This is a genomic window from Kribbella sp. CA-293567 (assembly GCF_027627575.1).
In the GTDB taxonomy this organism is placed as follows: Bacteria; Actinomycetota; Actinomycetes; order Propionibacteriales; family Kribbellaceae; genus Kribbella.
Genome location: NZ_CP114065.1, coordinates 658,186 through 678,007 on the forward strand (window position 1 = coordinate 658,186; position 19,822 = coordinate 678,007).

A 19,822-nucleotide genomic window follows, 5' to 3' on the forward strand; every position below is an offset into this window, starting at 1 on the left:
TTGATTGTTTCTGAGATATCAAAGGGTCACTCAAAGTAGTCTGTTCCTCGCCTCTTTGGGGGCGGGTTACATATAGATTTCAACGGAGAGTTTGATCCTGGCTCAGGACGAACGCTGGCGGCGTGCTTAACACATGCAAGTCGAGCGGTAAGGCCCCTTCGGGGGTACACGAGCGGCGAACGGGTGAGTAACACGTGAGCAACCTACCCTTCACTTCGGGATAAGCCTCGGAAACGGGGTCTAATACCGGATATCACTTCGGGCTTCATGGCTCGGGGTTGAAAGTTCTGGCGGTGGGGGATGGGCTCGCGGCCTATCAGCTTGTTGGTGGGGTAATGGCCTACCAAGGCGTCGACGGGTAGCCGGCCTGAGAGGGCGACCGGCCACACTGGGACTGAGACACGGCCCAGACTCCTACGGGAGGCAGCAGTGGGGAATATTGCGCAATGGACGAAAGTCTGACGCAGCAACGCCGCGTGAGGGATGACGGCCTTCGGGTTGTAAACCTCTTTCAGCAGGGACGAAGCGAGAGTGACGGTACCTGCAGAAGAAGGACCGGCCAACTACGTGCCAGCAGCCGCGGTAATACGTAGGGTCCGAGCGTTGTCCGGAATTATTGGGCGTAAAGGGCTCGTAGGCGGTTCGTCACGTCGGGAGTGAAAACTCGGAGCTCAACTCCGAGCCTGCTTCCGATACGGGCAGACTAGAGGTAGGCAGGGGAGAGTGGAACTCCTGGTGTAGCGGTGGAATGCGCAGATATCAGGAAGAACACCGGTGGCGAAGGCGGCTCTCTGGGCCTTACCTGACGCTGAGGAGCGAAAGCGTGGGTAGCGAACAGGATTAGATACCCTGGTAGTCCACGCCGTAAACGTTGGGCGCTAGGTGTGGGGGACATTCCACGTCCTCCGTGCCGCAGCTAACGCATTAAGCGCCCCGCCTGGGGAGTACGGCCGCAAGGCTAAAACTCAAAGGAATTGACGGGGGCCCGCACAAGCGGCGGAGCATGCGGATTAATTCGATGCAACGCGAAGAACCTTACCTGGGTTTGACATATAGGGAAATCCTCCAGAGATGGGGGGTCCGTAAGGGTCCTATACAGGTGGTGCATGGCTGTCGTCAGCTCGTGTCGTGAGATGTTGGGTTAAGTCCCGCAACGAGCGCAACCCTCGTCCTATGTTGCCAGCACGTTATGGTGGGGACTCATAGGAGACTGCCGGGGTCAACTCGGAGGAAGGTGGGGATGACGTCAAGTCATCATGCCCCTTATGTCCAGGGCTTCACGCATGCTACAATGGCCGGTACAAAGGGCTGCGAAACTGCAAAGTGGAGCGAATCCCAAAAAGCCGGTCTCAGTTCGGATTGGGGTCTGCAACTCGACCCCATGAAGTCGGAGTCGCTAGTAATCGCAGATCAGCAACGCTGCGGTGAATACGTTCCCGGGCCTTGTACACACCGCCCGTCACGTCATGAAAGTCGGCAACACCCGAAGCCGGTGGCCTAACCCTTGTGGAGGGAGCCGTCGAAGGTGGGGCTGGCGATTAGGACGAAGTCGTAACAAGGTAGCCGTACCGGAAGGTGCGGCTGGATCACCTCCTTTCTAAGGAGCATTGACAGCCATGGCTCGTAAGAGTGTGGTTGTCTACTCGTCGTTTCCTGGACATCCGTTCCAGGGCGATGATGCTTCGGAATGTGGAACATTGACCATTAGGCCAGGAACTCGTCTGAGTGTCTTAGTACTGCGATCTTCTCTTCGGGGAAGTGAGCGTGGAACAGAGGCAAGGATTGGGTGAGTGGCCGAGGCGCGCTGTTGGGTCCTGAAGAATCGGGCCATGGGAACCTTCGGGTTTTCTTGGACTGGTTTTTCTGGGTCACTACTACTACCTGTATCTTTGCGGATCTGGGTGTAGCTGTGTGGCTGGGGCCGGCTCTCACCAAACTCCTGGTGGTGATGCTTGTAGGGGTGGGTTTTCCCTTTGCGAGGATTGTCCGAGGGTAGTGGTGATGTAGGGCTGGTTTTCCTGCCCGTATTTTGAGAACTGTATAGTGGACGCGAGCATCTTCAGTAGTTGTTTTTGTTGTTTTTTTGACAAGCTACTAAGGGCAATCGGTGGATGTCTAGGCACCAAGAGCCGATGAAGGACGTAGGAGCCTGCGATAAGCCCCGGGGAGTTGGCAACCAAGCTGTGATCCGGGGGTGTCCGAATGGGGAAACCCAGCTGGCACTCTAAAGCCAGTTACCAGTGCCTGAACACATAGGGTTCTGGAGGGAACGCGGGGAAGTGAAACATCTCAGTACCCGCAGGAAGAGAAAACAATAGTGATTCCGTGAGTAGTGGCGAGCGAAAGCGGATGAGGCTAAACCATGTGCGTGTGATAGCCGGCGTGCGTTGCGTACATGGGGTTGTGGGAGCATTCAGGCCTTAATGCCGTGGGGTCAGGGAGTTATAAATCACTGTTGAAGTCGAATTTTCTGGAAAGTTGAGCCGTAGTGGGTAACAGCCCCGTAGGCGTAAGACAGTGACTTCCGAGTGTTTTCCCAAGTAGCACGGGACTCTTGAAATCCCGTGTGAATCTGGCGGGACCACCCGCTAAGCCTAAATACTTCTTGGTGACCGATAGCGGACTAGTACCGTGAGGGAAAGATGAAAAGTACCCCGGGAGGGGAGTGAAATAGTACCTGAAACCGATTGCCTACAATCCGTCGGAGCATTCACCTTGTGTGGGTGTGACGGCGTGCCTTTTGAAGAATGAGCCTGCGAGTTAGTGGTATGTGGCGAGGTTAACCCGTGAGGGGTATCCGTAGCGAAAGCGAGTCTGAATAGGGCGCTTTAGTCGCATGCTCTAGACCCGAAGCGGAGTGATCTATCCATGGGCAGGTTGAAGCGCGGGTAAGACCGCGTGGAGGACCGAACCCACCAGGGTTGAAAACCTGGGGGATGACCTGTGGATAGGGGTGAAAGGCCAATCAAACTCCGTGATAGCTGGTTCTCCCCGAAATGCATATAGGTGCAGCGTCGCGTGTTTCTTACCGGAGGTAGAGCACTGGATGGTCTAGGGGGCTTACCGGCTTACCGAAATCAGCCAAACTCCGAATGCCGGTAAGTGAGAGCGCGGCAGTGAGACGGCGGGGGATAAGCTCCGTCGTCGAGAGGGAAACAGCCCAGATCACCAGCTAAGGTCCCTAAGCGATTGCTAAGTGGAAAAGGATGTGGAGTTGCCCAGACAACCAGGAGGTTGGCTTAGAAGCAGCCACCCTTGAAAGAGTGCGTAATAGCTCACTGGTCAAGTGATTCCGCGCCGACAATGTAGCGGGGCTCAAGCAATCCACCGAAGCTGTGGCATTCACATTTGTACTCGGCACCGACTTGATTGGTGTCCAGGTGTGTGGATGGGTAGGGGAGCGTCGTGCAGCGTGTGAAGCAGCAGAGTGATCTAGTTGTGGATGCTGCACGAGTGAGAATGCAGGCATGAGTAGCGAATGACGGGTGAGAAACCCGTCCGCCGAATGATCAAGGGTTCCAGGGTCAAGCTAATCTGCCCTGGGTAAGTCGGGACCTAAGGCGAGGCCGACAGGCGTAGTCGATGGACAACGGGTTGATATTCCCGTACCGGCATTAACACGACCCGACCGAACCTGGTGATGCTAAGACCACAAAGCCATGAGACCTTCGGGTTGATTGGTGGAGTCGTTGACCCGAACTGGTATTAGGTGCACTAAGGAGTGACGCAGGAGGGCAGTCCAACCGCGGCGATGGTAGGCGCAAGCTGATCCGCGGGCAAGGTGGTAGGGCGAGGCATAGGCAAATCCGTGTCTCATATAGCCTGAGAACCGAGGCGGACCCGTTGAGGGGAAGTGGATGATCCCATGCTGCCGAGAAAAACTTCGTAGTGAGTGTTAGAGCCGCCCGTACCCCAAACCGACACAGGTGATCAGGTAGAGAATACCAAGGCGATCGAGTGAACCATGGTTAAGGAACTCGGCAAAATGCCCCCGTAACTTCGGGAGAAGGGGGGCCGGATGCGTGACGAGACTTGCTCTCGGAAGCGTTGATGGCCGCAGAGACCAGGCCCAAGCGACTGTTTACTAAAAACACAGGTCCGTGCGAAGAAGTAATTCGATGTATACGGACTGACGCCTGCCCGGTGCTGGAACGTTAAGGGGACAGGTTAGCTGGTTTAGGCCGGCGAAGCTTTGAACTTAAGCGCCAGTAAACGGCGGTGGTAACTATAACCATCCTAAGGTAGCGAAATTCCTTGTCGGGTAAGTTCCGACCTGCACGAATGGCGTAACGACTTGGGCGCTGTCTCAACCATGGACTCGGCGAAATTGCATTACGAGTAAAGATGCTCGTTACGCGCAGCAGGACGGAAAGACCCCGGGACCTTTACTACAACTTGGTATTGGTGGTCGGTACAACTTGTGTAGGATAGGTGGGAGACTGTGAAACTCGGACGCCAGTTCGGGTGGAGTCATCGTTGAAATACCACTCTGGTTGTTCTGGCTGTCTAACTTCGGTCCATTATCTGGATCAGGGACAGTGCCTGGTGGGTAGTTTGACTGGGGCGGTCGCCTCCTAAAAGGTAACGGAGGCGCTCAAAGGTTCCCTCAGCCTGGTTGGCAATCAGGTGTCGAGTGTAAGTGCACAAGGGAGCTTGACTGTGAGACAGACATGTCGAGCAGGGACGAAAGTCGGAACTAGTGATCCGGCGGTGGCATGTGGGAGCACCGTCGCTCAACGGATAAAAGGTACCCCGGGGATAACAGGCTGATCTTCCCCAAGAGTCCATATCGACGGGATGGTTTGGCACCTCGATGTCGGCTCGTCGCATCCTGGGGCTGGAGTAGGTCCCAAGGGTTGGGCTGTTCGCCCATTAAAGCGGCACGCGAGCTGGGTTTAGAACGTCGTGAGACAGTTCGGTCCCTATCCGCTGCGCGCGCAGGAGACTTGAGAAGAGCTGCCCCTAGTACGAGAGGACCGGGGTGGACGAACCTCTGGTGTGCCAGTTGTTCCGCCAGGAGCACGGCTGGTTGGCTACGTTCGGAAGTGATAACCGCTGAAAGCATCTAAGCGGGAAGCACGCTTCAAGATGAGGTCTCCCACCGAGTTAATCGGGTAAGGCCCCCAGTAGACCACTGGGTTGATAGGCCAGAGGTGGAAGCACCGTAAGGTGTGGAGCTGACTGGTACTAATAGGCCGAGGGCTTGTCTCAAACACCCAACCAATGGTTGGCAACAGACTGCTGCGAAAAGAAGTTTGCGTCCACTATACGGTTCCCGGAATACGGTCAACCCCAGCCCGGCCCACCCAGTACGGGTGAGCACGGTGACGAGGTGTGGTTGGTTGATATTTCTATAGAGTTACGGTGACCATAGCGTCAGGGAAACACCCAGTCTCCATTCCGAACCTGGAAGTTAAGCCTGACAGCGCCGATGGTACTGCGACCGGTAGGTCGTGGGAGAGTAGGACGTCGCCGGACATTCACACTGTTAAGGGCCACCCATCCACTGGGTGGCCCTTAGCCAGTTCTGGGGCTTTTCAGTGGCTGAGGCGCCGCGTCAACGCGTCCGCGGCCTGACGGGTCCGCCGCGCGAGCAGGAACCGTTCACCGGCCGGCACCACATCGGCGCGAAAGCTGATGCTGATCGCCGCCACCGGATGGCCCGCATAATCCACGGCCGCACTCGCCACCGAGGCCACGCCCGGGGTGATGTGCGAGTCCTCGACCGCATATCCCTGACGTTTCTCGTCGGCCAGGATGCGTCTGAGCTGGCTGAGTGTCTGCGGTCCCTGATCAGTCCGCCGGACGAAGGTCTCCGGCGTCGGGAACAACGCACGGACCTGGGCCGGCGGCAGCGCTGCGAGCAACGCACGTCCGGAGGCGGTCAACGTCGCAGGGAGCCGAACACCGACATCGGTGACCAGCGTGACCGGTCGCGGTGGCTGTTCCTTGAGCAGATACACGAGCTCCCGCCCGTGCAGTACGCCGAGATGTGCCGTCTGGCCGACCTCGGCGACCAGCTGGGCGAGCAACGGCCGGGCCAGGCGCTCGAGGGGATCGTGTCGCAGGTACGCCGAGCCGATCTCGAAGGCAGCGACCCCGAGCCCGTACCGCTTCTCTTCGGGCAGATGAACCACGAAGCCCTCGCTGATCATCGCCTTCAGCAGGTGGTAGGTCGAAGAGCGTGGCAGTCCGACCGCGGAGGCGATGCGCTCCATCGGTACCGCTCCGGGCTGGGTGGCCAGGAACGTCAGTACCCGCAGCGTGCGGGTCGAGGCGGGAACGTTGCCGCTCACAACTAAGAGAGTAGCTGCCCAGTCTCAGATTTCGGACGATTGACGGGTCCTGGCGCGGTCGCGCCTGATCCACAGCCGCACGGCCTCGCCGGCCAGAGCGACTCCGAACAGGCCGAGCGCCAGCGGCCACTCGAAGTAGTCGTCCCCGGACAGCAGGAGACCGACCCCGAAGGAAAGGGCAGCGAAGAAGACGATCGAGACCAGGAACCGGGTCACGGTTCAGAGCACCTTCTCTGCAGTCCAGGCGGCCGCTCGGACGCGGTAGCCGAGCCACTCGTTGACCGCGAGCATCGGTGCGTTCGCCGCGTCGTTGCCGGTGAAGGCGTGCTCGAAGCCGGCGTCCCGGCTGCGCCCGAGCGCCGCCGACTTCACCACCTTGGCCAGCCCACGCCCCCGGTACGCCGGTACGGTCCCGGTCAGATTGGACCAGATCACCCGTCGGTCCGGGTCGGCCGTGGTCGTCACGAACGAAACGACCTCGTCACCGTCCAGCAACGCGACACTCAGGTCCCGCCGGAGGTCCGGGTGGTCCCAGTCGTGCTTCAGCCAATCGTCGTACGGCGAGATCTGCGACAAGCCACTCGGGTCGTCTCCGGCGACTGCCACATTGGCCTGCCAGAGCCGAGCTGGGTCGATCCCGGTGTAGTCGACGAGCCGCAAACCGTCCGGTACGGGCGCCGGCCTCGGTACCGCGCTGAGGTCGGCCCCGGAGTGACTCATCCGACGGCCGATCTCGAACCCACGCCGTCGGGCGAACTCCTTCGACCCCTCGTCGTCCGAGACGACAGTAAGGAGCTTATGGGCGCCCGCCTCGGTGGCGACCGCGATGACTTGCTCGGCGATAGCCCCGCCGACACCGCATCCACGCTGCGCCGGAGGCACCTGCACCGTGATTCGCACCCGGGGAGCCACTTCTTCCGGCTCCGGCCGGTAGATGTTCCCGTAGCCGACCACCGCGTCGTCCTCGACAGCGATCAGCACCACCCGGGTCGTACTCTTGCGGAGCTCCGCCTCGACTCCCCGAGCCGTCTTCACCAGATGTGGCATCACCGCCGCCCACACCCCGGCAATCCCCACCGCGTCCGCGGGCGTAGCAACCCGAATCCCAAACCCCATCCCCGAACCCTAAGTCGTCCCGGGGTCGCCGCCGCGACCCCATCACGACCGCCGGCATGCCGCACCAACTCGCCCGGCGCGCGATGCTCGTTCTCAGGGCTCTGACAGTTCTGCCGCCCGGCGCGCCGTCTCGCATCTGAGACGGCGATCGGGGTGGCGGTGCTGTCGCGAACCAGACCGGCGGGGTGCAATGGGCGGGTGAACAGCCAAACATCCCAGGCAGGCACGGCCGGCGCGGCGACAGCCGACGCGGCGACGGTGGACACGGTGACGGTCGGCGTCGGGGCACTCACCCCCGCGGAGGTCGTCGCGGTCGCGCGCTACGGGGCGCCGGTACGGATCGACGACCAGGCGCTCGAGGAGATCGCGAAGTCACGCGCGGCCATCGAGGCGCTGGCGCATGCGGACACCCCGCACTACGGCGTCTCGACCGGATTCGGCGCTCTCGCGACGCGGCACATCGCGCCGGAGCTACGAGCCCAACTGCAGCGCAGCCTGGTCCGCTCCCACGCGGCCGGCTCCGGTCCCGAGGTCGAGACCGAGGTCGTACGCGCGCTGGCGCTTCTACGGCTGTCGACACTCGCCACCGGCCGGACCGGCGTACGGGTCGAGACAGCGCAGGCGTACGCCGGGCTGCTGAACGCCCAGCTCACTCCGGTCGTCCACGAGTACGGCAGTCTCGGGTGCTCAGGTGACCTCGCGCCCCTGTCACACGTCGCGCTGGCCGTGATGGGCGAGGGCAAGGTCCGCGATGCCGCTGGCAACCTTCTCGACACCGCCGACGCGCTCGCCCGGCACGGTCTCGAGCCGGTCGTCCTGGCCGAGAAGGAAGGCCTGGCCCTGATCAACGGCACCGACGGCATGCTCGGCATGCTGGTGCTCGCGCTCGCCGACCTCGACCGCCTGCTGAAGACCGCTGACATCGCCGCCGCGATGAGCGTCGAGGGTCAACTCGCCACGGATCGCGTCTTCGCCGGCGACCTGCAGGCACTCCGCCCGCACCCTGGACAGGGCGCGGCCGCGGCCAACCTCCGCGCGGTACTCGCCGACAGCGGCATCGTCGCGAGCCACCGTGGGCCGGACTGCAACCGCGTCCAGGACGCCTATTCACTCCGTTGCTCCCCGCAGGTGCACGGCGCCGCGCGTGACACGGCCTCCCACGCAGCCACCGTCGCCGGGCGCGAGCTCGCCGCGGCGATCGACAACCCGGTCGTCCTGCCCGACGGCCGGGTGGAGTCGAACGGCAACTTCCACGGCGCCCCTGTCGGCTACGTGCTGGACTTCCTGGCGATCGCGGTCGCCGACGTCGCCAGTATCAGCGAGCGGCGGACCGACCGCTTCCTCGACGTCGCCCGCAACCACGGGCTGAACGCCTTCCTGGCCGACGACCCCGGCGTCGACTCCGGGCACATGATCGCGCAGTACACGCAGGCGGCGATCGTCTCCGAACTCAAGCGCCTCGCGGTCCCGGCGAGCGTCGACTCGATCCCGAGCAGCGCGATGCAGGAGGACCACGTCTCGATGGGCTGGTCGGCCGCTCGCAAACTGCGCAAGAGCATCGACGGCCTGCAGCGGGTGCTGGCGGTGGAGATCCTGACCGCGGCCCGGGCCATCGACCTGCGCGGGCCGCTCGAGCCCTCGCCGGCTACCGGCGCCGTACGGGCCGTACTTCGTGAGCACGTCGAAGGGCCGGGCACCGACCGGCACCTGGCGCCGGAGATCGAGTACTCCGTCCAACTGGTTGCCAACGGCGCCTATCTGTCCGCTGTCGAGGCCGTCACCGGCCCGCTGTCCTGACCCATGACGACCCGAAAGGCTGGATCACACATGTCCGGACCCCGTCCCGTTCGCGCCGCTCGCGGTACCACCCTCACCGCGCAGGGCTGGCAGCAGGAAGCCGCGCTGCGGATGCTGCAGAACAACCTCGACCCGGAGGTGGCCGAACACCCCGACGAGCTGGTCGTCTACGGCGGCTCGGGCAAGGCCGCGCGGGACTGGAACTCGTTCGACGCGATGGTCAGAACGCTGACCACGTTGAAGAACGACGAGACGATGCTGGTGCAGTCGGGCCGGCCGGTCGGCGTGCTGCAGACGCACGAGTGGGCACCGCGGGTACTGCTGGCGAACTCGAACCTGGTCGGCGACTGGGCGAACTGGGAGGAGTTCCGCCGGCTCGAGGCGCTGGGGCTGACCATGTACGGCCAGATGACGGCCGGGTCGTGGATCTACATCGGCACCCAGGGCATCCTGCAGGGCACGTACGAGACGTTCGCCGCCGTGGCCGCGAAGAAGTTCGGCGGCTCGCTGGCCGGCACCATCACGGTGACCGCGGGACTCGGCGGGATGGGTGGCGCGCAGCCGCTGGCCGTGACGATGAACGACGGCGTGGCGATCTGCATCGATGTCGACTCCACCCGGATCGACCGGCGGATCGAGCACCGGTACCTCGACGTACGGGCGGACTCGCTCGACGAAGCGGTGCGGCTGGCCGAGGAGGCCAAGGCGGCTCGCCGGCCGTTGTCCATCGGCGTCTTGGGCAATGCCGCGGTGATGGTGCCGGAGTTGCTGGCCAAGGGCGCGCCGATCGACATCGTGACCGACCAGACCTCGGCCCACGACCCGTTGATGTACCTGCCGGTGGGTGTCGACTTCGCCGACTGGGTCACCGCGCGGGAGAAGGACCCGGCCGGGTTCACCGACCGCGCCCAGGAGTCGATGGCTCGTCACGTGGAGGCGATGGTCGGCTTCCAGGACGCGGGGGCCGAGGTGTTCGACTACGGCAACTCGATCCGCGACGAGGCACGCAAGGCGGGGTACGGGCGGGCCTTCGAGTTCCCGGGGTTCGTGCCGGCGTACATCCGGCCGCTGTTCTGTGAGGGCAAGGGCCCGTTCCGGTGGGCGGCGCTGTCGGGCAACCCGCGCGACATCGCCCGGACCGACCAGGCGATCCTCGACCTGTTCCCGGACAACGAGCACCTGACCCGCTGGATCAGGATGGCGCAGGAGCGGGTGGCCTTCCAGGGGCTGCCGGCCCGGATCTGCTGGCTCGGCCAGGGGGAGCGGGACAAGGCCGGGCTGCGGTTCAACGACATGGTGGCCTCGGGCGAACTGGAGGCGCCGATCGTGATCGGGCGCGACCACCTCGACACCGGCAGCGTCGCCTCGCCGTACCGGGAGACCGAGGGGATGCTGGACGGGTCGGACGCGATCGCCGACTGGCCACTGCTGAACGCGATGGTGAACGTCTCCAGCGGCGCCTCCTGGGTCTCGATCCACCACGGTGGCGGGGTCGGGATGGGCCGGTCGATCCACGCCGGTCAGGTCTCGGTTGCCGACGGCACCGACCTGGCCCGGCAGAAGCTGGAGCGGGTGCTGACCAACGATCCGGCGATGGGCGTGATTCGGCATGTCGATGCCGGGTACGACAAAGCGGAGGAAGTTGCCACCGAACAAGGCGTCAGGATCCCGATGCGGGAGAACTGACCGCTGCACTGTGCGACCGAGGCAATCCACAGCGCTAAGGTGCACTTTCTTGAGGACCGAGATACCCGCCAATACCGTGTTGGTGGGGTCTCGTTCCCCTAGGATCGTTCGGGCGATCTCCGACGAGCGCGAAGGAGCGCCATGATCGAGTTCGAAGACGTCACCAAGCAGTACCCCGACGGCACTGTCGCCGTCGACACCCTGAGCATGCGGATCCCGAGCAACGAGATCACCGTGTTCGTCGGACCTTCGGGCTGCGGCAAGACCACCTCGCTGCGGATGATCAACCGGACGATCGAGCGCAGCAGCGGGCGGATCTCGATCGACGGCGAGGACATCAACGCCGGCGACCCGGTCACCCTGCGGCGCGGGATCGGGTACGTGATCCAGCACGCGGGGCTGTTCCCGCACAAGACCGTGGTCGACAACGTCGCGACGGTGCCCAAGCTGCTGGGCTGGGACAAGAAGAAGACCCGGGCCACGGCGATGGAGCTGCTGGAGCGGGTCGGGCTCGACCTCAAGCTGGCCGAGCGGTATCCGGCCCAGCTGTCCGGCGGCCAGCAGCAACGGGTCGGGGTCGCCCGCGCGCTCGCGGCGGACCCCAAGATCATGCTGATGGACGAGCCGTTCAGCGCGGTCGACCCGATCGTGCGGCACCAGCTGCAGGAGGAGCTGCTCCGCCTGCAGCGCGACATCGGCAAGACGATCGTCTTCGTCACCCACGACATCGACGAGGCGATCAAGCTCGGGGACAACGTCGCCGTACTGCGGGTCGGCGGGAAGCTGGCCCAGTTCGCGCCGCCGGCCGAGCTGCTGGCCAACCCGGCCGACGAGTTCGTCGAGAGCTTCGTCGGTCAGGACCGCGGTTACCGGGCGCTGACGTTCCTGCACACCGACAAGCTGAAGCTCGGGCCGCTACCGGCCGAGCTGGTGCTCGACGACGCGGGCCGGCCGAAGGGCTGGCGCAAGGGCGAGGGCGATCTGCTGCCGATCGGCGCGAGCTTCACCCGCAGCGACTCGCTGCGCGCGGCGCTCGACGCCGTCCTGACCTCACCGACCGGTCAAGGGGTCTGCGTCGACGAGACGGGTAAGGCCATCGGCGTCGTCGACCACGCCCTGCTCGCCGAGACGCTGCGCTCATGACCTGGATCGGGGACAACCTCTCGCTGATCTGGGAGCAGCTCAGCGAACACCTCTACCTGGCCATCCTGCCGGTCGTCCTCGGGCTGCTGATCGCCATCCCGCTCGGGTACGTCGCCACCCGGTTCGCCTGGCTCGCGAACCCGCTGATCGCGCTCGGCGGGGTGCTCTACTCGCTGCCCTCGATCGCGTTGTTCATCGTGCTGCCGGTGATCCTCGGCACCCAGGTGCTGGACCGGATCAACATCGTCATCGCGCTGACCGTCTACGCGGTCTCGCTGCTGATCCGGAACGTGATCGACGGCCTGCGCTCGGTTCCGCCGGACGTCCGGCAGGCCGCGATCGCGGTCGGCTACGGCCCGGCCCGGCGGCTGCTGACGATCGACCTGCCGATCGCCGTGCCGGTGATCTTCGCCGGCCTGCGGGTGGTCACGGTGGCCAACATCTCGATGGTCAGCGTCGGCGCGGTGATCGGGATCGGCGGTCTGGGCGAGCTGTTCACGCTGGGCTTCCAGAAGGACTTCCTGACGCCGGTGGTGGTCGGGGTGGTGCTCTCGCTGGCCCTGGCGCTGCTGGCCGACCTGCTGATCGTCATCCTGCAACGCGTACTCACTCCGTGGGCCCGCGTCGTCTCTTCGGTGAAGGCGGCCTGACATGCTCGAATACCTCACCGACTCGTTCAACTGGTCCGGTCCCGAAGGCATCACGGCGCGGATCGTCCAGCACATCTGGTACACCTTCGCCGCGCTCGGTCTGGCCGCGGTGATCGCGTTGCCGGTCGGCCTGTACATCGGGCACACCCGCCGGGGCGCGTTCCTGGCAATCAACCTGGGCAACGCGGCCCGGGCGCTGCCGAGCCTCGGTCTGCTGATGATCGCGGTGCTGCTGACCAACCAGATCGGCTTCCTGCCGGTCCTGATCGCGCTCGTCGCGCTCGGCATCCCACCGATCCTGACCTCGACGTACGCCGGGCTGTCAGGTGTCGATCCGGCCACGATCGACGCGGCCCGGGGGATGGGGATGACCGGCCGGGAGATCCTGACCAAGGTGGAGATCCCGATCGCGCTGCCGCTGATCATCTCCGGTCTGCGCGCCGCGACCCTGCAGATCGTCTCCACCGCGACGATCGCCGCGCTCGTCTCGCTCGGCGGGCTCGGCCGGTACGTCGTGGACGGGCTGAAGCTGCGCGACTTCCCGCAGATGTTCAGCGGCGCGCTGCTGGTGGCGCTGCTGGCGATCCTGCTGGACCTGTTGTTCGCGCTGGCCGGCCGGGTCACCGTGTCCAAAGGACTGCGGGTCGACTGATGGCCGGAATCCGTCCCTCGACCTGGAACACCGCCGGCATCGGCCGGTACCCATCGAAATCCTGGAGGCTCCCGTGTTGAGATCCACACTCGTCCGTACTGCGATTGCCGGGGTCGTGGTGCTCGGCCTGGCCGCCTGTGGGGGTGGGGGCGATCCGCTGTCCGGTGGCGATGCGGGCAGTTCCCCCGCGCCCAGCGAGGTGAAGAGCATCACCGTCGGCTCGGCCGACTTCTCCGAGAGCCAGCTGCTGGCCGAGATCTACGGCCAGGCGCTCGCCGCCAAGGGGGTCGAGGTCAAGTACCAGCAGAACATCGGCAACCGCGAGACCTACATGGCCGCGATCAAGGACGGCTCGGTCCACCTGCTGCCGGAGTACACCGGCGCGGCGCTGGACTACTTCAAGAAGGACGCCACCGAGACCGAGGACGACGCGGCCTACAACGCGCTCAAGGGCGCGCTGCCGTCCGGCCTGGAGGTGCTGGACAAGTCGCCGGCCGCCGACGAGGACGGCATCGTGGTGACCAAGGCGACCGCGGACAAGTACAGCCTGAAGACGCTGGGCGACCTGAAGGACCACTCGAAGGAGATGGTGGCCGGCGGCAGCTCGGAGTTCAAGGTCCGTGAGGCCGGGCTGAAGGGTTTGAAGGAGAAGTACGGGGTCGAGTTCAAGGAGTACAAGACCCTCGACGCCGGCGGCCCGCTGAGCACCAAGGCGCTGCAGTCCGGGCAGATCCAGGTGTCGAACTTCTTCACCACCCAGTCGGTGATCAAGGACAACAACTGGGTGCTGCTGGAGGACCCGGAGAACATCCTGCCGCCGAACAACATCGTTCCGCTGATCCGGACCGACCACAAGGCGGCCAACATCTCCGACGCGCTGAACGCGGTGTCGGCGAAGCTCACCACCGACGACCTGACCGAGCTGGTCAAGCGCATCGACGTCGGCAAGGAGGCCGCGAAGGCGGTCGCCACCGACTGGCTGAGCAAGAACTCGCTGGCCTGAGGTAACCGTGGGGGTCGCGGGGACGGTTCCGGCCGTCGCCGCGGCCTCCTGCCATGTCGTGATCGATGAAGGAGTGCGCGTGACCGAGTCGTTCGAGCAACTGTGGGCGGAGCTGGCCGCGATCGGGAAGGATCCTGACAGCGGCGGCTACCACCGCGGTGGCTGGACGCCGACCGAGCGGGAGGCGACCGCCTGGTTCCTGGACCAGTGCGCGACCCGCGGGCTGACGGTCGAGTCGGACGGCATCGGCAATCTGGTCGCCTGGTGGGAGCCGGGCGAGGAGATACCGGGGACCATCGGTGGCGCGCGCGGGGCACGGCTGCCAGGTGTGGTCACCGGAAGCCATCTCGACTCGGTGATCGACGGGGGTGCCTTCGACGGGCCGCTCGGGGTGGTCTCCGCGCTGTCGGCGGTCGACCGGTTGCGGGCCGAGGGCTTCGTGCCGTCGGTACCGATCGGCGTCGGGGCCTTCGTCGAGGAGGAGGGCTCACGCTTCGGGATGCCCTGTCTCGGCTCGCGGATCGCCACCGGCGTACTGACGCCGGAGAAGGCGCTGGCGCTGCAGGATCGAGCCGGTGTCTCGCTGGCCGACGCGCTGAAGGACAACGGGGTCGACCTGGATCGCGTCGGGCCGTCGTCGTTGCTGGCCCGGATGGGGACCTTCGTCGAGCTGCATGTGGAGCAGGGGCGGGCGCTGACCGCGCCGGTCGGGGTGGCGAGCTCGATCTGGCCGCACGGAAGGTTTCGGTTCACCTTCACCGGTGAGGCCAACCACGCCGGGACGACCCTGATGGAGGACCGGCACGACCCGATGCTGACCTACGCGATGACCGCGCTGGCGGCCAACAAGCAGGCCCGGCTGGCCGGTGCACGCGCGACCTTCGGGCGGCTCGCGGTCGAGCCGAACGGGACCAACGCCGTACCGTCGCGGGTGACTGCCTGGCTGGACGCCCGGGCGGCTACCGCCGAGGTCCTCGAATCGTTGCTGGTAGCAATTACCAGGCAGGCGACCGAGCGCGCGGAGCGGGACGGGACGCAGGTCGAGATGGTACCGGAGTCGGTCTCACCGATCGTGGACTTCCAGCCTGACTTGAGGAATCGGCTCAGTGCGGTGCTCGGTGACGCGCCGGTGCTGCCGACCGGGGCAGGGCACGACGCCGGGGTGTTCTCCGATGCGGGGATCCCGACGGCGATGTTGTTCGTGCGCAACCCGACCGGCATCTCGCACTCGCCGGCCGAGAACGCCGAGATGGACGACTGCCTGGCCGGGGTCGAGGCGTTGGCGACCGTCCTGAAGGACCTCGCCCGGTGACTGCCTACTGGTGCGAGAAAGCCTTGTTGCCAACGGGGATCGCTTCCTCGGTGCTGATCGAGGTCGTCGATGGCCGCTTCGCTTCGGTCACGGCTGATGCCCAGGCGGGTGACGCTGTACGCCTCGATGGGCTGGTGATTCCCGGCCTCGCGAACTGCCACAGCCACGCCTTCCACCGGGCGCTGCGCGGTCGCACGCAGACCGAACGCGGGACCTTCTGGACGTGGCGCGAGCAGATGTACTCAGTGGCGTCGGTGCTCACGCCTGACAGCTACTACCGGCTGGCCCGGGCCGTGTACGGCGAGATGGTGCTGGCCGGAATCACTTCGGTCGGTGAGTTCCACTATCTCCACCACGCCCCCGGCGGTCGCCGGTACGACGAGCCGAACGCGATGGGTGAGGCCCTGATTGCGGCCGCCCGGGACGCCGGAGTGCGGATCGCGCTGCTCGACACCTGCTACCTGGCGGGCGGGATCGATCAACCGCTGAACGAGGTGCAGCAGCGCTTCAGCGACGGCGACGCGGTGGCCTGGGGTGCTCGGGTCGGCCAGTTGCGTGGTGCCGACGACGTCGTGATCGGGGCGGCGGCGCACTCGGTCCGCGGCGTACCGCAGGAGCAGTTGAGTGCCGTTGCCTCTTTGTTGCCTGAGGCTCCTTTGCATGTGCATCTGTCGGAGCAGGTCGCCGAGAACCAGGCCTGCTTGGCGGCGTACGGGCGAACTCCGTCGCAGGTACTGGACGAGAGCGGCTTTCTCGGTCCGCGGACCAGTGCGGTTCACGCGACGCACCTGACGCCGGTGGACGTGGGACTGCTCGGGAGCACGGGAACGTTCTCGTGTTTCTGTCCGACCACCGAGCGGGACCTTGCCGACGGCATCGGTCCGTCGGTCGCGTTGCGTGACGCGGGATCCCCGCTGACGTTGGGATCCGACAGCCATGCGGTGGTCGATCTCTTCGAGGAGATGCGGGCGGTCGAGTTGAACGAGCGGCTGGCCTCGCAGGAGCGCGGTCACTGGTCGGCGCCGGAACTGCTGACTGCTGCGACGGTCGACGGGCACCGCTCGATCGGATTCGCCGACGCCGGGGTGATCGAGGTCGGTGCTCGGGCAGATCTGGTCGCTGTGCGGCTGGACAGTCCCCGGACGGCAGGGACGGGTGGTTCGCTGGAGACAGCGGTCTTCGCCGCGTCGGCCGCCGATGTCACCGACGTGGTGGCGAACGGCGTACAGGTTGTGGCTGAAGGCAATCATGTGAAGCTGGCGGTCGGCGCGGAGCTGGCCGCCTCGATCGAGGCGGTGACGCGATGAGCTCCCTTCTGCTGACCGGGATCGGTTCGCTGGTGACCAACGACCCCGCGCACGGCGGGCCGCTCGGCGAGCTGCGCGACGCGGCGCTGGTGATCGAGAGCGGCAAGGTCGCCTGGGTCGGCTCGCGCCGCGCCGCACCGGCCGCGGACAGCTCGGCCGACTGTGGTGACCGGGCGGTGATCCCCGGTTTCGTCGACTCGCACTCGCATCTGGTCTTCGCCGGAGACCGGGCCGAGGAGTTCGCCGCGCGGATGACCGGGCAGCCGTACAGCGCAGGCGGCATCCGTACGACGGTCGCGGTGACCCGGCAGGCGGCCGACGAGCAGCTGACGGCCAACGTCGCCCGGCTGGTCGGGGAGATGCGGCGGCAGGGCACCACGACTGTCGAGATCAAGTCTGGTTATGGGCTGACCGTTCGTGATGAATCGCGTTCATTGGCGATCGCGGCTGGCTTCACCGACGAGACGACGTACCTGGGGGCGCACGTGGTGGCGCCGGAGTACGCCGATGATCCGGCGGGCTACGTCGACCTGGTGACCGGGCCGATGCTGACGGCAGCGGCCAAGCACGCGAAGTGGGTGGACGTCTTCGTCGAGCGAGGTGCCTTCGACGCCGACCAGGCACGGGCGATCCTGCGAGCTGGTCAGGCGGCCGGCCTGTCGGCTCGGGTGCACGCGAACCAGTTGGGCGAGGGACCTGGCGTGCAGGTCGCTTGTGAGGTCGGAGCGGCGGCTGCCGACCATTGCACGTTCCTCACCGACGCGGACGTGGACGCGCTGGCCTCGGCCGGGGTGGTGGCGGGGCTGCTCCCGTCGATTGAGTTCTCCACGCGTTCGCCGTACCCGGATGCTCGGCGGCTGCTGGACGCCGGAGTGACCGTCGCTCTGGCGACCGACTGCAACCCCGGTTCCGGCTACTCGTCCTCGATGCCGTTCTGCATCGCCTTGGCGGTCCGCGAAATGCACATGACCCCAGCCGAAGCCCTCTGGTCAGCCACCGCCGGCGGCGCCGCCGCACTTCGGCGTACGGACATCGGGCGGCTCACCGTCGGCGCCCGAGCCGACCTCGCCGTCCTGGACGCCCCCTCCTACCTACACCTTGCGTACCGGCCGGGTGTACCGCTCGTGACCCAGACCTTCGTGGCGGGCCGTCCCGGGTAGACCCGGATCGCCACCACTGACCAAGCACCCATTGGTGGTGCGTCACCGCTCAGCGCTCGGTTCAAGCGGCCCGGAGGAGCGAGTTGGTCAGTGGTGGCGCGCCGGTCAGTTCCGCGACTGAGGCAGCGACCCAGCTTGCGTCGTAGATGACGTCCTCCCAGCTGAAGCGGAGGACCCGCCAGCCTCGGAGCGTGAGATTCACTCCGCGTCGGCAATCCTTGATCAGTTGGCGGCGCGAGCTGTGGTGCTCGAACCCGTCGGCCTCCAACCCGATCATCGCGGCGCGGTGGCCGAGGTCGAGGCGCGCGGAGAAGGCTCTGTCCCGGACAGCGACCTGAGGCTCGAAACCGTCGATACCTGCCTCGATCAGGATCGCTCGGAGCGCGGACTCCAGCACCGACTCGGATCTTCCGTCCGCGAGGGCGACGACCCGCTGGATCCGGCGACGGTGCGGGCCGCGGAGTCTGGCCGCTGCCGTCTGAAGGTCGTCGGCGTCGACGATCTCCTGGTGCAGAGCGGAGTCGGCGATGGCAAGAGCCTCAGACAGCGGGAGTGCTCTGATGCAGTCGAGCACGGTACGGATCGGGGTGGTGACGTCATCCAGTGCCGGGGCGTCGGCCCAGTGCAGGACGCAGCGCTCCTGGGAGGCTCGTCGTTTCGCCTTGGTCGGCGGGAGCGTGACATGGGGGATCAGCGGCTCGGTGATCAGCTTCATGCCCCAGTGCTGGGCGGCGCTTTGGTAGGAGACGACTCCGCCGTGACTCCGGGCCGCTGCCATGGCGGTCGGCGCCTTCGGTAGCGCGTAGACCCCTTTGGCCGTTCGGCGGACCTGGCCGGCGAGCAAGGCGTTCCGGATGGCGCGGCCGGACACCACTGTGCGCAACTCGGCGAAGGTGGCGCTGCCCTGTCGCCGGGAAAGCACCTCCACCACTTCGGCCATGGGCACATTCTGGCGAATCTCGGGTGATCGCCGGGCTGGTTGTCCACAACCCCGGACCGCCACCACTGATCAACTCGCTCCTCCGGGCCGCTCGAACCGAGTGCTGAGCGTTAACGCGGTGATCACAGTGCACTTGGTCAGTGGTGGCGCTCCGGGCTAGTCGGCCAGTTCCTTGGAGAGCATGGCGCTGGTGGTGCCGTTGGGGCGGCGGATCTTGCCGACCTCGACGAAGCCGCGGTTGGCGTGGAAGGCCAGGGAAGGTTCGTCGGGTGGGTCGGACTGGACCCGGCAGACCAGGCGGTCGAAGGGTTTGGCGGCGCGTTCGACGGCGCGGTAGACCGAGGTGGCGACGCCCTGGCGGCGGTGCTGCTCGGCGACGACGATCCGGTCGAGCAGCAGGAAGCGGTCGGCGTAGGTGTTGACGAACCACTGGAAGTCGAGGGAGTCGTGGGCGGAGCCGGGCGCGAAGGTGAGGACGAAGGCGGCGATCTCACCCTCGATGTCCACCACGGCGGCGTGGGCGGCGATCAGCCGCAGCCAGTCCAGCCGGTCGGGACCCAGCGGGTCCGTCTGCTCGACGGCGGCGGCGTTCAGGGCGAGCACGGCCGGTTCGTCGGCTGACGTCAGGGGGCGGAGTTTCACGAGCCCACCTTCCCACGCGGGACACCTTCCGCGGCAGGGGTCCGGTCAGGGCTTGACCCCGTCCGAACCCTGGAAATCCGGGGTCGGGGTTGGGAATGACCCGAGGGTCGGGCAATGT

The 19,822-nt window shown here is 65.5% G+C and carries 14 protein-coding genes and 3 rRNA genes; 12 read left to right on the top strand and 5 right to left on the bottom strand.

The genetic code is table 11. From position 1 onward, the window contains the following. Positions 1-79: 79 nt before the first annotated feature. The 3 genes from OX958_RS03160 to rrf all read left to right on the top strand — a co-directional run bounded on the left by OX958_RS03160 (position 80) and on the right by rrf (position 5,478). Positions 80-1,597: ribosomal RNA gene (locus tag OX958_RS03160) — 16S ribosomal RNA — on the top strand. A gap of 487 nt (positions 1,598-2,084) precedes the next feature. Further along, positions 2,085-5,211: ribosomal RNA gene (locus tag OX958_RS03165) — 23S ribosomal RNA — on the top strand. A 149-nt stretch (positions 5,212-5,360) separates the two neighbouring features. Continuing rightward, positions 5,361-5,478 (top strand): 5S ribosomal RNA (gene rrf / locus OX958_RS03170). Together the 16S, 23S and 5S rRNA genes form the textbook arrangement of a ribosomal RNA operon. Before the next feature lie 59 nt (positions 5,479-5,537). On the opposite strand, the gene OX958_RS03175 is transcribed toward rrf, so the two are convergent. Genes OX958_RS03175 through OX958_RS03185 form a run of 3 tightly spaced genes read right to left on the bottom strand, consistent with a single transcriptional unit; the run spans position 5,538 to position 7,412 of the window. Next, positions 5,538-6,296 (bottom strand): IclR family transcriptional regulator, encoded by a 759-nt coding sequence (locus OX958_RS03175; RefSeq protein WP_270135595.1) that lies wholly within the window; start codon positions 6,294-6,296, stop codon positions 5,538-5,540. 24 nt (positions 6,297-6,320) lie between these two features. Continuing rightward, positions 6,321-6,512 carry a hypothetical protein gene (locus OX958_RS03180; RefSeq protein WP_270135596.1) on the bottom strand — a complete coding sequence of 64 codons (192 nt, stop codon included), beginning with the start codon at positions 6,510-6,512 and terminating at the stop codon, positions 6,321-6,323. Between the two features lie 3 nt (positions 6,513-6,515). Beyond that, on the bottom strand, positions 6,516-7,412 hold the full coding sequence (locus OX958_RS03185; protein WP_270135597.1) for a GNAT family N-acetyltransferase: 897 nt from the start codon (positions 7,410-7,412) through the stop codon (positions 6,516-6,518). Between the two features lie 258 nt (positions 7,413-7,670). Between OX958_RS03185 and hutH the strand changes: the two genes are divergently transcribed. The 9 genes from hutH (at position 7,671) to hutI (ending at position 18,122) form a co-directional block, all read left to right on the top strand. Continuing rightward, complete coding sequence (hutH, locus tag OX958_RS03190; protein ID WP_270138978.1) at positions 7,671-9,209, top strand: histidine ammonia-lyase; 1,539 nt, start codon at positions 7,671-7,673, stop codon at positions 9,207-9,209. A gap of 30 nt (positions 9,210-9,239) precedes the next feature. Further along, complete coding sequence (gene hutU / locus OX958_RS03195) at positions 9,240-10,895, top strand: urocanate hydratase (protein WP_270135598.1); 1,656 nt, start codon at positions 9,240-9,242, stop codon at positions 10,893-10,895. 141 nt (positions 10,896-11,036) lie between these two features. Beyond that, positions 11,037-12,038: an ABC transporter ATP-binding protein gene (locus OX958_RS03200; RefSeq protein WP_270135599.1), complete on the top strand. Its 1,002-nt coding sequence runs from the start codon at positions 11,037-11,039 to the stop codon at positions 12,036-12,038. Beyond that, a complete protein-coding gene (locus tag OX958_RS03205; RefSeq protein WP_270135600.1) occupies positions 12,035-12,688 on the top strand; it encodes an ABC transporter permease in 654 nt (217 codons plus the stop codon). The genes OX958_RS03200 and OX958_RS03205 overlap by 4 nt, the downstream gene beginning before the upstream one ends. A gap of 1 nt (position 12,689) precedes the next feature. Beyond that, positions 12,690-13,340 carry an ABC transporter permease gene (locus OX958_RS03210; protein ID WP_270135601.1) on the top strand — a complete coding sequence of 217 codons (651 nt, stop codon included), beginning with the start codon at positions 12,690-12,692 and terminating at the stop codon, positions 13,338-13,340. A gap of 73 nt (positions 13,341-13,413) precedes the next feature. Continuing rightward, a complete protein-coding gene (locus tag OX958_RS03215) occupies positions 13,414-14,343 on the top strand; it encodes an ABC transporter substrate-binding protein (RefSeq protein ID WP_270135602.1) in 930 nt (309 codons plus the stop codon). Between the two features lie 79 nt (positions 14,344-14,422). Beyond that, positions 14,423-15,655 carry an allantoate amidohydrolase gene (locus tag OX958_RS03220; protein ID WP_270135603.1) on the top strand — a complete coding sequence of 411 codons (1,233 nt, stop codon included), beginning with the start codon at positions 14,423-14,425 and terminating at the stop codon, positions 15,653-15,655. Continuing rightward, the gene (locus OX958_RS03225; RefSeq protein ID WP_270135604.1) at positions 15,652-16,962 is read left to right on the top strand and encodes a formimidoylglutamate deiminase; all 1,311 of its coding nucleotides are present in this window, start codon (positions 15,652-15,654) and stop codon (positions 16,960-16,962) included. Before OX958_RS03220 ends, OX958_RS03225 begins: the two co-directional genes overlap by 4 nt. Then, positions 16,959-18,122: an imidazolonepropionase gene (hutI, locus tag OX958_RS03230; protein WP_270135605.1), complete on the top strand. Its 1,164-nt coding sequence runs from the start codon at positions 16,959-16,961 to the stop codon at positions 18,120-18,122. The genes OX958_RS03225 and hutI overlap by 4 nt, the downstream gene beginning before the upstream one ends. 61 nt (positions 18,123-18,183) lie before the next feature. Here the strand turns inward: hutI and OX958_RS03235 are convergent, their stop codons facing one another. Together OX958_RS03235 and OX958_RS03240 are read right to left on the bottom strand one after the other, a co-directional pair. Beyond that, positions 18,184-19,062 carry a DUF559 domain-containing protein gene (locus OX958_RS03235; protein ID WP_270135606.1) on the bottom strand — a complete coding sequence of 293 codons (879 nt, stop codon included), beginning with the start codon at positions 19,060-19,062 and terminating at the stop codon, positions 18,184-18,186. Between the two features lie 156 nt (positions 19,063-19,218). After that, the gene (locus OX958_RS03240; RefSeq protein ID WP_270135608.1) at positions 19,219-19,704 is read right to left on the bottom strand and encodes a GNAT family N-acetyltransferase; all 486 of its coding nucleotides are present in this window, start codon (positions 19,702-19,704) and stop codon (positions 19,219-19,221) included. Positions 19,705-19,822: the final 118 nt, after the last annotated feature.

What these genes read in the sequence shown, in the direction of transcription:
- hutU (WP_270135598.1), top strand. Translation starts at nt 9,240, where the DNA reads ATGTCCGGACCCCGTCCCGTTCGCGCCGCTCGCGGTACCACCCTCACC.
- hutI (WP_270135605.1), top strand. Translation starts at nt 16,959, where the DNA reads ATGAGCTCCCTTCTGCTGACCGGGATCGGTTCGCTGGTGACCAACGAC.
- OX958_RS03185 (WP_270135597.1), bottom strand. Translation starts at nt 7,412, where the DNA reads ATGGGGTTTGGGATTCGGGTTGCTACGCCCGCGGACGCGGTGGGGATT.
- OX958_RS03205 (WP_270135600.1), top strand. Translation starts at nt 12,035, where the DNA reads ATGACCTGGATCGGGGACAACCTCTCGCTGATCTGGGAGCAGCTCAGC.
- OX958_RS03235 (WP_270135606.1), bottom strand. Translation starts at nt 19,062, where the DNA reads ATGGCCGAAGTGGTGGAGGTGCTTTCCCGGCGACAGGGCAGCGCCACC.
- OX958_RS03200 (WP_270135599.1), top strand. Translation starts at nt 11,037, where the DNA reads ATGATCGAGTTCGAAGACGTCACCAAGCAGTACCCCGACGGCACTGTC.
- OX958_RS03210 (WP_270135601.1), top strand. Translation starts at nt 12,690, where the DNA reads ATGCTCGAATACCTCACCGACTCGTTCAACTGGTCCGGTCCCGAAGGC.